This is a genomic window from Streptomyces sp. NBC_00102 (genome assembly GCF_026343115.1).
Classification (GTDB): Bacteria; Actinomycetota; Actinomycetes; order Streptomycetales; family Streptomycetaceae; genus Streptomyces.
In genome coordinates, this window is the sequence record NZ_JAPEMC010000007.1 from 72,911 (window position 1) to 86,603 (window position 13,693).

At 71.4% G+C, this 13,693-nt stretch carries 10 protein-coding genes and 1 pseudogene; 4 read left to right on the forward strand and 7 right to left on the reverse strand.

The genetic code is table 11. The features are described 5' to 3' along the window. The first annotated feature begins 11 nt into the window (after nt 1-11). Nucleotides 12-650, forward strand: coding sequence for a DUF998 domain-containing protein (locus OHA55_RS35945; protein ID WP_266714637.1), 639 nt, complete (start codon nt 12-14; stop codon nt 648-650). Nucleotides 651-732: 82 nt separating this feature from the next. Here the strand turns inward: OHA55_RS35945 and OHA55_RS35950 are convergent, their stop codons facing one another. From OHA55_RS35950 to OHA55_RS35975, 6 genes are all read right to left on the reverse strand, one after another. Continuing rightward, nucleotides 733-1,761 carry a LacI family DNA-binding transcriptional regulator gene (locus OHA55_RS35950; protein ID WP_266714639.1) on the reverse strand — a complete coding sequence of 343 codons (1,029 nt, stop codon included), beginning with the start codon at nt 1,759-1,761 and terminating at the stop codon, nt 733-735. A 127-nt stretch (nt 1,762-1,888) separates the two neighbouring features. Next, nucleotides 1,889-2,209, reverse strand: a complete 321-nt coding sequence (locus OHA55_RS35955; protein WP_266714641.1) for an L-rhamnose mutarotase — start codon at nt 2,207-2,209, stop codon at nt 1,889-1,891. 66 nt (nt 2,210-2,275) lie between these two features. Continuing rightward, entirely contained in the window at nt 2,276-3,361 is a 1,086-nt protein-coding gene (rhaS, locus tag OHA55_RS35960; RefSeq protein ID WP_266714643.1) for a rhamnose ABC transporter substrate-binding protein, read from the reverse strand. A gap of 163 nt (nt 3,362-3,524) precedes the next feature. Further along, entirely contained in the window at nt 3,525-4,592 is a 1,068-nt protein-coding gene (locus tag OHA55_RS35965; RefSeq protein WP_266714645.1) for an ABC transporter permease, read from the reverse strand. Next, a complete protein-coding gene (locus OHA55_RS35970) occupies nt 4,585-5,640 on the reverse strand; it encodes an ABC transporter permease (RefSeq protein ID WP_266714647.1) in 1,056 nt (351 codons plus the stop codon). The genes OHA55_RS35965 and OHA55_RS35970 overlap by 8 nt, the downstream gene beginning before the upstream one ends. Then, nucleotides 5,637-7,166 (reverse strand): sugar ABC transporter ATP-binding protein, encoded by a 1,530-nt coding sequence (locus tag OHA55_RS35975; protein WP_266714649.1) that lies wholly within the window; start codon nt 7,164-7,166, stop codon nt 5,637-5,639. Before OHA55_RS35975 ends, OHA55_RS35970 begins: the two co-directional genes overlap by 4 nt. Nucleotides 7,167-7,519: 353 nt before the next feature. Between OHA55_RS35975 and rhaI the strand changes: the two genes are divergently transcribed. From rhaI to OHA55_RS35990, 3 genes are all read left to right on the forward strand, one after another. Continuing rightward, a complete protein-coding gene (gene rhaI / locus OHA55_RS35980) occupies nt 7,520-8,686 on the forward strand; it encodes an L-rhamnose isomerase (protein ID WP_266714651.1) in 1,167 nt (388 codons plus the stop codon). Nucleotides 8,687-8,770: 84 nt separating this feature from the next. After that, nucleotides 8,771-10,816 carry a bifunctional aldolase/short-chain dehydrogenase gene (locus OHA55_RS35985; protein ID WP_266714653.1) on the forward strand — a complete coding sequence of 682 codons (2,046 nt, stop codon included), beginning with the start codon at nt 8,771-8,773 and terminating at the stop codon, nt 10,814-10,816. A gap of 216 nt (nt 10,817-11,032) precedes the next feature. Beyond that, nucleotides 11,033-12,529 (forward strand): rhamnulokinase family protein, encoded by a 1,497-nt coding sequence (locus OHA55_RS35990; protein WP_266714655.1) that lies wholly within the window; start codon nt 11,033-11,035, stop codon nt 12,527-12,529. 48 nt (nt 12,530-12,577) lie between these two features. Here OHA55_RS35990 and OHA55_RS35995 read toward each other — a convergent pair. After that, nucleotides 12,578-13,600, reverse strand: a pseudogene (locus tag OHA55_RS35995) (PleD family two-component system response regulator); the annotation flags it as partial. Nucleotides 13,601-13,693 lie beyond the last annotated feature (93 nt).

Sequence of the window (13,693 nt, forward strand, 5' to 3'; positions counted from 1 at the left end):
ACCGTTCACCGATGCGATATGTCCCCTGGTGGGTTCTCTTCTCCTCGGTGTGCGCTCCGATCCTGCTCGTCGGAGGCTGGTCGGTCTCGGCGGAACTCGAAGGGCCCCGCTACGACCCCGCCTCGACCACCATCAGCATCCTCGCCGCGGACGGCACGCGCGGTTACTGGGTGATGACGTCGGCGCTGGTCGCGCTGGGTGTCTGTCATGTGCTCACCGCCTGCGGGCTGCGTCCCGCCGCACCGTTCGGCAGGGTGGCGCTGGCGGGTGGCGGGCTCGCCGCGATGCTGCTGGCGCTGTTCCCGGCACCGGTCAGCGGCGGTTCGTTCGCGCACGGGGTGGTGGTGACGGTGGGTTTCTCGCTGCTGGCGCTGTGGCCGGTGCTGGCCGCGCGCCGGAGCGCGCAGGGGCCGCCGGGGCGGCTCGTCCCCCTCTCCGGCGGGTCCGTGCCGTGGGGCCTGCGGCCGGGCCCCTCGGTCGGTGCGACCACGTTGATGTGGCTGGGCGGGGGGTGGTTCCTGCTCGCCCTCTTCGTGCTGGACATCGCCGGAGCGGCCGAGCGCGTCATCACGTTCGCCCAGTCGTTCTGGCCCCTGGTGGTGGTCCTCTCCTGTGCCCGGCGGATCAGCGGCCAGGGGACCGGCCGCTGACCGGGTCGGTCTTTCCGGCCGGCCGTTCCCCTCGTGCTGGACGAGCAACGGCGCGCGAGCCCCGCGAAACCCCGTGACGGGATCAGCGCGGGACGAGAGTGGACTGGCGCACGACCAGTTCCGGCCGGAGGACGACGTGCTCGTGCCGGTGGGCGAACGCCTCCTCGGCCGACTCCCGCAGCAGCAGTTCGGTGGCCCGTGCCCCCATGGTGAGGGCGGGCTGGCGTACCGAGGTGAGGGGGACGGTCGCCGCGGCGGCGAACTCGATGTCGTCGTACCCGACGATCGCCAGGTCCTCGGGGACCCGGACCCCGGCCGCGTACAGGGACTGCAACACCCCCAGTGCCAGGAGGTCGTTGGCGCAGAAGACGCCGGTGGGGCGCGGGGCCAGGCCCAGTAGTCTGGCTCCGGCGTCCCGTCCGGCGGCGACGTCGAGACGCGCGGCGGGGACCTCCCGCAGGGCTTCGGGCGGCAGCCCGGCCTCGGCGAGCGCGGTGAGGGCGCCGGTCCGCCGGTCCCGCACCTGGTTGAGGTGGTCCGGTCCGCTGACGTAGGCGAGGGAACGGTGGCCCGCTGCCGTCAGGTGACGGATCGCCAGGGCGCCGCCCGCGACGTCGTCGACGGAGACGGAGCAGCCGTCGTCGCCCCCGGCGACCCGGTCCACGAGCACGAAGGGGATGCCGTGGCGGCGGAATTCGCGAAGGTTGCTCCCCTCGGAGTCGGCCGGGGTCACCAGCACTCCGCGGACGCGCTGTTCGGCGAAGAGTCCGAGGTACTCCGCCTCGTCCTGCGGGTTCTGGTCGCTGTTGCAGACCATGACCCCCAGGCCGGCGTTCCGGGCGGCGCGTTCGGCTCCCCGGGCGATGTCGACGAAGAACGGGTTGCCCATGTCGAGGACGAGCAGCGCCATGATGCGGCTGCGTCCGGCCCGGAGCTGACGGGCGTGTTCGCTGCGTACGTATCCCAGGGCCGCGATGACCCCCTTCACGTGCCGCCGGGTCTCTTCCGACACGCGTTCGGGCTGGTTGATCACGTTGGAGACGGTGCCCACGGAGACCCCCGCCTCGCGTGCCACGTCCTTGATGCTCACCGCCCGTGCGGCTGCCGCCACCGGTCCCATCCGTTCTTTCGTGACGCGGTCTCCCCTGCGGGCTTCATACCGCCCGGAGGGCTTGCTCCCCCTGCCCGACCTGGCCCCTGCCCGACCTGGCCCCTGCCCGTGACGTCCGTCCCGGTCCTCAGACGAGGTGGAAGACCTCCGTGAGCGGTCGCATGGCCGCGTCGGGGGCCTGTCCGTCGAGCGCCTCGAAGAAGTCGGCCATCTGAGCCTGCCAGCGGGCGTTGACCTCGGTGGCGTCCATGGCGGCGCGGGCCCTCTCGAAGTCGGGGGTCTCCAGATAGCCGACCAGCAGCCCGTCCTCGCGGAGGAAGAGCGAGTAGTTGTGCCAGCCCGCCTCGGTGAGGGCGGCCCGCATCTCGGCCCAGACCGGCTGGTGACGTTCGCGGTACTCCTCGATGCGCTCGGCCCGGACCTTCAGCAGGAAGCAGACGCGCTGCACGGTGACACCTTTCTCGGACGGGGTGGGGCCGCCACCGGCGGTCGCGGCCCCACGGCTTCGGCGGGATCAGAACTGGAACTGGTCGATGTTGTCCTGGGTGAAGACGGTCGGCTTGCCGAGCAGGACGACGCCGTCCTTCCCGATCGTGAACGACCCGAGGTCGCCGGCCTCGAAGGTCTCGCCCTCGGCGCCGGTGATCCGGCCCGACTGCAGGGCGACGGCCGTGTGGGCGGCGAGCGCGCCGAGCTTGGCCGGGTCCCACAGCTCGAAGCCCTCGACGGTGCCGTTCTTGACGTAGGCGCGCATGTCGTTGGGGGTGCCGAGGCCGGTCAGCTTGACCTTGCCCTTGTACTTGGAGCCGGCGAGGTACTGGGCGGCGGCCTTGATGCCGACGGTGGTGGGCGAGACGATGCCCTTCAGGTTCGGGTGCTCCTGGAGGAGGCCCTGGGTCTGCTGGAAGGACTTCTGGGCGTCGTCGTCGCCGTACGCGGTCTTGACGAGCTTGATGTCCTTGTACTCCGGCTTCTTCAGCTCGTCCTTCATGAAGTCGATCCAGGTGTTCTGGTTGGTGGCCGTCTGGGCCGCCGAGAGGATCGCGATCTCGCCCTTGCCGCCGATCTGCTTGGCCAGCAGCTGGATCTGGGTGCGGCCGAGGTCCTCGGCACTGGCCTGCGAGACGAAGACCTGGCGGCAGTCGGCCTGGGTGTCGGAGTCGTAGGTGACGACGCTGACGCCGTTCTTCATGGCCTGCTTGAGGGCGGTGCACAGGGCCCCCGGGTCCTGTGCGGACACGGCGATGGCGTTGACCTGCTGCTGGGTGAGGGTGTTGACGTAGCTCACCTGGCCCGAGGTGTCGGTGCCGCTGCTGGTGCCGACCTCCTTGTAGGTGGAGCCGAGCTCGTCCAGGGCCTTCTTGCCGCCGTTGTCGGAGGTGGTGAAGTAGGGGTTGTTGACCTGCTTGGGCAGGAAGGCGACCGTGAGGCCCTTCTTGATGGCGCTGTTCGGATCTGCCTTGCCGGTGGCGGCGGCCGGGCCGGCGTCCTTGCTCGCGGAGTCCTTGGTGGTGCCCGAGCAGGCGGTGGCGCCGAGTGCGAGGGCGGCGACGGTGGCGAGGGCGGCGGTCAGCCGGACGCTTCTGGAGGTGCCGTACATGGTGGATTCCTTTCGCTGCCGCGAGCGGCAGGGGGCTGACGGGCGGATGCCCGAACGGTGACGAAAGCCGACGAACACTGATGAAGAGGTGACTGCGCAGGGCTGAGCGCGCCCGAGGTGGTGCGGGCGTACGGAGAGGTAGGGGAAGCTCGGGTGCCGGCGGTCAGGAGGTGCCGGGCGAGGGAACACCGTTCGTGGCGGCGGCTGTTCTCCTGCGGGCCCGCGCCTGGACGACCTGGCGGCCCACCCGGGGGGCGAGTACGGAGATCACCAGCAGGACGCCGGTGACGACGATCTGGGACTGGGCGGAGACGTTGACCAGGCTCATGACGTTCTGCAGGGTGCCCAGCAGCAGCACACCGGCGATGGCGCCGCCGAGGGTGCCCTTGCCGCCGTCGAAGTCGATGCCGCCGAGCAGCACGGCCGCGATGACGGAGAGTTCGAGCCCGGTGGCGTTGTCGTAGCGGGCGCTGGCGTAGTGCAGGGCCCAGAACACGCCGGTGAGCGAGGAGATCACACCGGTGGTCACGAACATCGAGAGCTTGAGGCGCTTGACGCGGATTCCGGAGAACCGGGCCGCGTCCTCGGAGGCTCCGGTGGCGAAGAGCGAGCGGCCGACCGGGGTGGCGTGCAGGACGAGCACGGCGACGACGAGGAGGACGACGAAAGGGATGGCGGCGTACGGGATGAAGGTGTCGCCGATGCGGCCCGCGCCGAAGTCGAGGTACTGGGTGGGGAAGTCGGTGACCGAGTCGGAGCCGAGGACGATCTGCGCGATGCCCCGGTAGGCCGCCATGGTGCCGATGGTCACGGCGAGCGAGGGCAGTCCGAGCCGGGTGACGAGCACTCCGTTGACCAGGCCGCAGACCACGCCGAGCACCAGGCAGAGCGGGATGATCGTCTCGATGGCCATGCCGTTGTTCCAGAGCGCCCCCATCACGGCCCCCGAGAGGCCGGCGGTGGAGCCGACGGAGAGGTCGACCTCTCCGGACACCACCAGCATGGTCATGGGCAGGGCGATGAGTGCGATCGGCAGGGTGTTGCCGATGAGGAACGACAGGTTCAGCGCGTTGCCGAAGTTGTCGACGAAGGAGAACGAGCAGATCAGCAGGGTCACCAGCAGGACACCGACAGCGGTGTCCCAGCGGACCGCTCCGCCGAGGCTCGCGAGCGTCGGGGGCCGGCCGGGGGCCGGGGGCCGGGCGGACGCGTTCTGGGTGGTGTCAGGCATGGCGGGCGCTCCTCATCTGTGCGGCCTTCTTGCGCAGCCCGGCGGCCACCCGCAGGGCCAGGATCCGGTCTGCGGCGATCGCGAGCAGCAGCAGGAAGCCGTTGATCGCGGTGACCCAGACGGAACTGACGCCGATGGCCGGGAGCACGCTGTTGATCGAGGTGAGCAGGAGGGCGCCGAGGGCGGCTCCGTAGACCGTGCCGGAGCCTCCGGTGAAGGCGACGCCGCCGACGACGACGGCGCTGACGACGGTGAGTTCGTATCCGTTGCCGGTGGCGGAGTCGACGTTGCCGAAGCGGGCGAGGTAGAGAGCGCCGGCAAGTCCGGCGAGCGCGCCGCAGAGCACGTACGCCGTCATGATCCGGGCCCGGACCGGGATGCCGGCGAGGCGGGCGGCCTCGGGGCTGGAGCCGAGCGCGTAGAGGTCCCGTCCGCTGTGGTAGCTGCGCAGGTAGTAGGCGACGGCGACCAGCACGACGACGGCGAGCAGGGCGAGGTAGGGCAGCACCCAGATCCCGTCGTGCCCGAAGGCGACGAATCCGTCGGGGAGGGCGTCGGCGGTGATCTGGCGGGAGCCGACCCAGATGGAGTCGATGCCCCGGACGATGTAGAGGGTGCCGAGGGTGACGACGAGCGCGGGCACCTTGCCGAGGCTGACCAGGGCTCCGTTGAGGACGCCGAAGAGGATGCCGAGGCCGACCGCGATCAGGACGGCCACCAGGGGGCTTCCGCCGCCCTGGAGGTGGACGCCGGCGCCGAAGGCGGAGATGCCGAGCACCGAGCCGACGGAGAGGTCCACGTTGCGGGTGATGACCACGACCGCCTGGCCGACGGCGACCAGGACCAGGATGGTCGCGTTGAGCATCAGGTCCTTGATGCCCTGCTCGGACAGGAACTCGGTGTTGGACAGCTGGGTGACGCCGAGCATCACCACGAGGACGAGGGCGACGGCCAGTTCGCGGGCCTTGAACACCTTGTCGACGAGTCGCCGTGAGGCGACGGACTGGGGTGCGGGTTCGTGCCGCACCGGCTCTGCAGCCATGGTCATGCCGCGTTCCTTCCTCGGGCGGCACGGCCGGTCGCCGCCGCCATCACGGTCTCCTCGGTCGCCTCGGACCGGGGGATCTCGGCGGTCAGCCGTCCTTCGTGCATCACCAGCACGCGGTCGGCCATGCCGAGGATCTCCGGGAGGTCGGAGGAGATCATCAGCACCGCGACGCCCTCGGCCGCCAGGGAGGAGAGCAGCCGGTGCACCTCGGCCTTGGTGCCGACGTCGATGCCGCGGGTGGGTTCGTCCACGATGAGCACCTGCGGGCGGGTCGCCAGCCATTTGGCGAGGACGACCTTCTGCTGGTTGCCGCCGGAGAGGGTTCCGACGACGTCGGCGAGGCGGGCGTACTTGACCTGGAGCCTGACGGCCCAGTCGACCGCGCGGTCGCGCTCGGCGCCGCGGTCCATCAGTCCGGCGCGGGTGGTCTCGGCGAAGCCGGTGAGGCCGATGTTGCGTTCGATGGACATGTCCATCACCAGGCCCTGGGCCCGGCGGTCCTCGGGTACGAGGGCGAGTCCGGCGGCCATCGCGACACTCGGGGCCCCGGAGGCCAGCTTCTTGCCGAGGACCTGGACCTCGCCGCCGTCGAACCGGTCGACGCCGAACACGGCGCGGGCCACTTCGCTGCGGCCCGCGCCGACCAGTCCCGCGAGGCCGACGATCTCGCCGCGGCGTACGTCGAAGGAAACGTCGGTGAAGACGCCCTCGCGGGTCAGCCGTCGCACACTGAGGGCGACTTCGCCGATCTCGGTGACCTGCTTGGGGTACAGCTCTTCCAGGTCGCGGCCGACCATGCGGCGCACCAGGTCGTCCTCGCCCAGACCGTCGAGCGGTTCGCTGGAGATCCAGGCGCCGTCGCGAAGGGTCGTGACGCGCTGGCAGAGCGCGAAGATCTCCTCCAGGCGGTGCGAGATGAACAGCACCGCCGCTCCCTCGGCGCGGAGCGCCCTGACGACGCCGAACAGTCGGGCGACCTCACTTCCGGTGAGCGCGGCGGTGGGTTCGTCCATGATCAGGACGCGGGCATCGAAGGACAACGCCTTCGCGATCTCTACCAGTTGCTGATCGGCGATGGAGAGGCCGCGGGCGGGCTGGTCGGGGTCGAGGTCGACGCCGAGGCGTTCGAACAGCTCGGCGGCGGCCCGCTTGACCGCACGGTGGTCCACCCGGCCGAGGGAGCGGCGGGGCTGACGGCCCACGAAGATGTTCTCCGCGACGGACAGGTCCGGGAAGAGAGTCGGCTCCTGGTAGATCACCGCGACTCCCGCGTCGCGTGCGTCGGCCGGACCGTGGAACTCGACGGGCTCGCCGTCCAGCAGGACGGTGCCCGTGTCGGGGCGGTGCACGCCGGCGAGTGCCTTGATCAGGGTCGACTTCCCGGCGCCGTTCTCGCCGGCGAGGGCGTGCGCTTCTCCGGCGTACAGCCGCAGCGACACGCCACGCAGGGCCCGGACGGCACCGAAGGACTTGCTCACCCCCTCCAGTGCGAGCACCGGAGTCGTCTCCGGTTCGGGGTGCGTCATGGATTTCTCCCGTGCTTGTGTCGGACGGAAGGCCCGACATGAAATGTTTCAGTGGAGTTGCCGGGAAGCTAGCCCCGCCCCGTCGAACACGTCAAGGGGTGTTCCGCACCGAACGCGCCGAAACATCCGGCACACCCGTCGGGTCCAGCACCCATCGGGCCTGAACTGCGCACGCGGGAAGAGCGAGGCTGTTGTGGCCGGAGCGAAAACACGATCCGGTAACACGCCCGCCACCTCGCCGGAACCCTTGACGGCTTCCTCGCGGGGCACTAACTTCTCCCACGCAATGAATCGATTCATTGAATTCTTCCCGGCGGCTGCTGCTCGGGCCGCCCGCACATCCCGAGGTGGACATGCCTGACATCGCCGAAGTGAAGGCCGTACTCGCCGGCCAGCGGATCGAGACACCGTCCTGGGGCTACGGCAACTCAGGTACCCGCTTCAAGGTGTTCGCGCAGGCCGGCGTGCCCCGGACCCCTTACGAGAAGCTGGACGACGCCGCGAAGGTGCACGAGTTCACCGGGATCGCGCCCGTGGTGTCGTTGCACATCCCCTGGGACCGGGTGGAGGACTTCGCCGCGCTGGCCGCGTACGCGAAGGACCGCGGCCTGGAGCTGGGGGCGATCAACTCCAACACCTTCCAGGACGACGACTACAAGCTCGGCAGCGTCTGCCACCCGGACGCGAAGATCCGCGCCAAGGCCCTGAGCCATCTGCTGGAGTGCGTCGACATCATGGACGCGACCGGCTCCCGGGACCTGAAGCTCTGGTTCGCGGACGGCACCAACTACCCCGGCCAGGACGACATCGTGGCCCGCCAGGACCGGCTGGCGGAGGCGCTGGCCGCGGTGTACGAGCGCCTCGGCGACGACCAGCGGCTGCTGCTGGAGTACAAGTTCTTCGAGCCCGCCTTCTACACGACGGACGTGCCGGACTGGGGCACCGCGTACGCGCACTGCCTCAAGCTGGGACCGAAGGCGCAGGTGGTCGTGGACACCGGGCACCACGCCCCGGGCACCAACATCGAGTTCATCGTCGCGACGCTGCTGCGCGAGAGGAAGCTCGGCGCCTTCGACTTCAACTCCCGCTTCTACGCGGACGACGACCTGATGGTCGGCTCGGCGGACCCCTTCCAGCTCTTCCGGATCATGCACGAGGTGGTCAAGAACGGCGGGCTGGACCCCGAGCGGGACGTCAACTTCATGCTCGACCAGTGCCACAACATCGAGGCGAAGATCCCGGCCGTCATCCGTTCGGTCATGAACGTCCAGGAGGCCACGGCCAAGGCCCTGCTCGTCGACGTGGACGCGCTGGCCACCGCCCAGCGCGACGGTGACGTACTCGGCGCCAACGAGGTACTGATGGACGCCTACAACACCGACGTACGTCCCCTGCTGCGCGAACTCCGCCAGGAGCAGGGCCTCGCGCCCGATCCGGTCGCCGCGTACCGCACGTCCGGCTGGCAGGAGAAGCTCGCGGCCGGCCGCGTCGGCGGCGACCAGGCCGGCTGGGGCGCCTGACCCCGCCGCCGCACACCGCGGCCGTTCCGGCTCTCCACCCTGCTCGCGCTCTCCCGCATCCCCAGATCCCGAAGGACTCCCGTCATGGCCTCCGCCACGCACACCACGGCCGCCGCACTGATCGCACGGTCCCGTCGTCTCGGCTCCGACCCGCGCAACACCAACTACGCGGGCGGCAACACCTCCGCCAAGGGCACCGGGACCGACCCGGCGACCGGCGGCGACGTCGAGCTCCTCTGGGTCAAGGGGTCCGGCGGCGACCTCGGCACCCTCACCGAAACGGGTCTGGCCGCACTCCGGGTGGACCGGCTGCTCGCTCTCAAGGACGTCTACCCGGGGGTGGAGCGCGAAGACGAGATGGTCGCGGCCTTCGACTACTGCCTGCACGGCAGGGGTGGGGCGGCCCCCTCCATCGACACCGCGATGCACGGCCTGGTCGGCGCCGCGCACGTGGATCATCTGCACCCGGACTCGGGCATCGCGCTGGCCTGCGCTTCGGACGGCGAGAAGCTGACCACCGACTGCTTCGGCGACAAGGTGGTCTGGGTGCCCTGGCGCCGCCCCGGCTTCCAGCTCGGCCTGGACATCGCCGCGGTCAAGGAGGCGAACCCGCAGGCCGTCGGCTGCGTCCTCGGCGGCCACGGCATCACCGCCTGGGGCGACACCTCCGAGGAGTGCGAGGCCAACTCGCTCTTCATCATCCGCACCGCCGAGGAGTACCTCGCGCGGAAGGGCAGGGCCGAGCCCTTCGGCCCGGTGCTCGCGGGGTACGAGCCGCTGCCCGAGGCCGAGCGCCGGGAGCGCGCCGCCGCCCTGGCCCCGGTGATCCGCGGCCTGGCCTCCCAGGACCGCCCGCAGGTCGGCCACTTCCACGACACCGAGGCCGTACTGGACTTCGTCTCCCGGGCCGAACACCCCAGGCTGGCCGCCCTCGGCACGTCCTGCCCGGACCACTTCCTCCGTACCAAGGTGCGCCCGCTGGTCCTCGACCTTCCCGCCGGCGCCCCGCTGGACGAGGCGGTCGCGCGGCTGAAGGAGCTGCACCAGGAGTACCGGGCGGAGTACCGCGCCTACTACGACCGGCACGCCACCGCGGACTCCCCCGCCCTGCGCGGGGCCGACCCGGCGATCGTGCTGGTGCCGGGCGTCGGCATGTTCTCCTTCGGGAAGGACAAGCAGACCGCCCGGGTGGCCGGGGAGTTCTACCTCAACGCGATCAACGTGATGCGCGGCGCCGAGGCGGTCTCCACCTACGCGCCCATCGAGGAGTCGGAGAAGTTCCGCATCGAGTACTGGGCGCTGGAGGAGGCCAAGCTCCAGCGGATGCCGAAGCCCAAGCCTCTCGCCACCCGGATCGCGCTGGTGACGGGTGCCGGCAGCGGCATCGGCAAGGCCATCGCGCACCGTCTCGTCGCCGAGGGCGCCTGCGTCGTCGTCGCCGACCTGAACGCGGAGACCGCCGTGGCCGTCGCCGAGGAACTGGGCGGCCCCGACAAGGCGGTGGCCGTCACGGTGGACGTCACCTCCGAGGAGCGGATCACCGAGGCGTTCAAGGCCGCCGCGCTCGCCTTCGGCGGGGTGGACCTGGTCGTCAACAACGCCGGCATCTCCATCTCCAAGCCGCTCCTGGAGACCACGGCCAAGGACTGGGACCTCCAGCACGACATCATGGCCCGCGGCTCGTTCCTCGTCTCCCGCGAGGCCGCCCGCGTCATGGTCGCGCAGGGGCTCGGCGGCGACATCGTGTACATCGCTTCCAAGAACGCCGTCTTCGCCGGACCGAACAACATCGCCTACTCCGCCACCAAGGCGGACCAGGCCCACCAGGTCCGGCTGCTCGCGGCCGAACTCGGCGAACACGGCATCCGCGTCAACGGCGTCAACCCCGACGGGGTCGTGCGGGGCTCGGGCATCTTCGCCGCGGGCTGGGGCGCCCAGCGCGCCGCGACGTACGGCATCGAGGAGGAGAAGCTCGGCGAGTTCTACGCCCAGCGCACCATCCTCAAGCGCGAGGTGCTGCCCGAGCACGTCGCGGGCGCGGTCTTCGCGCTCACCGGCGGCGACCTCACCCACACCACCGGGCTGCACATCCCGGTCGACGCGGGAGTGGCGGCGGCCTTCCTGCGCTGACCCCGGTCGGGGTGTCCGCCTGACTCCGGCCGGACACCCCCCGGCGGCACTCCCCGGGCCGCACACCCCGGGCCGCACACCCCGGGCCGCACCCCCCGGCCGCACACCCCCGGGCCGCACACCCCGGGCCGCACGCCCCCGGCGGCACTCCCCGCTCCCCGCTCGTATCTCGTTCACCTGATCCACGATCAGCCGTTCGCCGCGGAGGCTATCCCCGTGACCACCACACCACCCTCCTCGGCCTTCCGTTCCGCGTTCGCCGCGGTCGATCTGGGCGCCACCAGCGGACGGGTGATCCTGGGCCGGGTCGGCCCGGACAATCTCGACCTCACCGAGGTGCACCGCTTCCCCAACACCCCCGTGCGCCTGCCCGACGGACTGCGCTGGGACGTCCTCGCCCTCTTCCAGGGCGTGCTCGACGGGCTGCGCGAAGCGGCCCGGGCCGGCGGTGTCAGCTCCATCGGCGTGGACTCCTGGGCCGTGGACTACGGGCTCCTGGATGCGGACGGCGCGCTGCTCGGCTCGCCCCACCACTACCGGGACACCCGGACCGAGGGCGTGGCCGAGCGGGTGTGGGCGACGGTAGGGCCCGAGGAGCTGTACCGGATCACCGGTCTGCAGCATCTGCCGTTCAACACCGTGTTCCAGCTCGCCTCCGCCGCCGGGAGCGCCCAACTGGGCGCAGCACGCCGGCTGCTGCTCGTCCCCGACCTGCTCGTCCACTGGCTGACCGGTTCCGTCGGCGCCGAGGAGACCAACGCCTCCACCACGGGTCTCTTCGACGCCCGCACCGGAAGCTGGTCCCAGGACGTCCTCGAACGGCTCGGGATCGACCCCGCACTGCTGCCCGCGCTGCGGGCACCGGGCGACCCTGCCGGCACGCTGCTGCCGCACGTCGCCGCGTACGCCGGTCTGGACCCCCGGACCCCGGTGACCACGGTCGCCTCGCACGACACCGCCTCCGCCGTCGTCGCGGTCCCGGCCACCGAGCCGGACTTCGCCTACATCTCCTGCGGCACCTGGTCGCTCGCGGGCCTCGAACTGGACGCGCCGGTACTGACGGAGGCGTCCCGGGCAGCCAACTTCACCAACGAGCGCGGCATCGACGGCACCGTCCGCTATCTGCGGAACATCATGGGCATGTGGCTGTTCGAGGAGTGCCGGCGGACCTGGGAGCGGCAGGGGTTGCCGGCCCACATCCCCACCCTCCTCACGGAGGCGGCCCGCGCCACGCCGTTCACGGCCGTGATCGATCCGGACGCCCCCGAGTTCATGGCCCCGGGCGACATGCCCGGCCGTATCCAGGAGTACTGCCGCCGCACCGGCCAGCCGGTCCCCGAAGGCCAGGGGCCGCTGGTCCGCTGCATCCTGGAGAGCCTCGCCCTGGCCCACCGGAGTACGTTGCGTCAGGCCGCCGAGCTGGCCGGCCGTGACATCACCCGGGTCCACCTCGTCGGCGGGGGCTCGCGCAACGACCTGCTCTGCCAGCTCACCGCCGACGCCACCGGACTGCCCGTCGTCGCCGGCCCCACCGAGGCCACCGCGCTCGGCAACATCCTCGTCCAGGCCAGGGCAGCCGGGCTGGTCGGGGACCTGGCGTCGATGCGCCGTCTCGTCGCGGCCACCCAGCACCTGCGGCACTACAGCCCCAGTGGCGACGCGGCGGCCTGGGACGCGGCCGCCGCCCGGCTGGCCGGTCACACCGGCGGGTGACCGCCGTCCGGCCGGGACCGGCGACGGAGAGCGGTCGTCAGCTGCCGTACCCGGCACGTCGGGCAGCCGGTCCGGCAGGAACGTGCGCTGCAGCGCCAGCACGAGGGCGTGTTCCTCGCTGTGGCTGCGCAGCGCCTCAAGGGCCAGGGCACACGCCTGGGCGAGCTGGGAGAGCAGCTCGCGGTCGTCGGCGCCGACGAGTGTCGCGGCGTCGACGGCGAGCGCGACCGGCGGGCGGCCCCGCTTGGTGCGGGCCAGGACCAGCGCCACCCGGTCGGGGAAGACGTCGGAGTGGCGGTTTCCGTACCGGCAGGCGGCTTCTCTCCACTCGGCGCCCGACAGGACGGCGATCTCCGTGCCGGTACCGTCGCCGAGGGCCTTCTCCGACAGGAAGTCCAGCAGGCGGGGGTCGCCGTGCGCGAGGGTGACCGGCGGCTCTCCGGCTCCTCGGGGTCGGCCGGCCTGCCGCGGCACCAGGTTGACGGTCTGCCCGTCGGGGCTGAGGGCGACGGCCACGGCGGGCGAGTACATCAGCGCGGCGGCTCCTGCCGCCGCCGCGTGGGTGAAGGACTCGCCGTCCCTCGCCCCGTACACGGCGAGGGTGCTGCTGTTCAGCGCGGCGACCCGGGTCGCGAGCCGCTCGGCACGGCGGCGGGCGCGGGCGTACCGGAGGGCGGCGGTGACGGTCGCCAGGAGTTCGTCCGGGGCGATCGGCTCACTGAGGTAGGCGTCGGCACCCCGGTGCAGCCCCTGGGTGCGGTCGCTCACCTCGATCGCCGTGGCCGAGACGTGGATGACGGGCAGATGGGCGGTCCGGGGGTCGGCCTTGATCTGCTCGCACACCTCGAATCCGCTCATGTCCGGCAGTTTCACGTCGACGATCGCCAGTTCGGGCAGCAGTGCGTCGGGCGACTTCGCGAGCAGCGCGAGGCCTTCGGCGCCGTCGGCTGCCTCCACGACCGTGTGTCCGGCGCGGCGCAGCCAACTTCCCACGATGTAACGATTGGTGTCGTTGTCGTCGAGAACCATGACCGTGGCGACCGCACTGTCCGCGTGCGGCTGGGGACTCATCTCGTGCCGCCTTCTTCGGCCCTGTGGGGGGACTCGTCCGGGGCCGGGTCCTGCTCCGGGAAGGTCCCGAACGCGTCGGCCAGCCGGGCGAGG

Excerpts from the sequence above, each read along its gene's own strand:
- OHA55_RS35985 (WP_266714653.1), top strand. The coding sequence starts at position 8,771 with ATGGCCTCCGCCACGCACACCACGGCCGCCGCACTGATCGCACGGTCC.
- rhaI (WP_266714651.1), top strand. The coding sequence starts at position 7,520 with ATGCCTGACATCGCCGAAGTGAAGGCCGTACTCGCCGGCCAGCGGATC.
- OHA55_RS35965 (WP_266714645.1), bottom strand. The coding sequence starts at position 4,592 with ATGCCTGACACCACCCAGAACGCGTCCGCCCGGCCCCCGGCCCCCGGC.
- OHA55_RS35975 (WP_266714649.1), bottom strand. The coding sequence starts at position 7,166 with ATGACGCACCCCGAACCGGAGACGACTCCGGTGCTCGCACTGGAGGGG.
- rhaS (WP_266714643.1), bottom strand. The coding sequence starts at position 3,361 with ATGTACGGCACCTCCAGAAGCGTCCGGCTGACCGCCGCCCTCGCCACC.
- OHA55_RS35970 (WP_266714647.1), bottom strand. The coding sequence starts at position 5,640 with ATGACCATGGCTGCAGAGCCGGTGCGGCACGAACCCGCACCCCAGTCC.
- OHA55_RS35945 (WP_266714637.1), top strand. The coding sequence starts at position 12 with ATGCGATATGTCCCCTGGTGGGTTCTCTTCTCCTCGGTGTGCGCTCCG.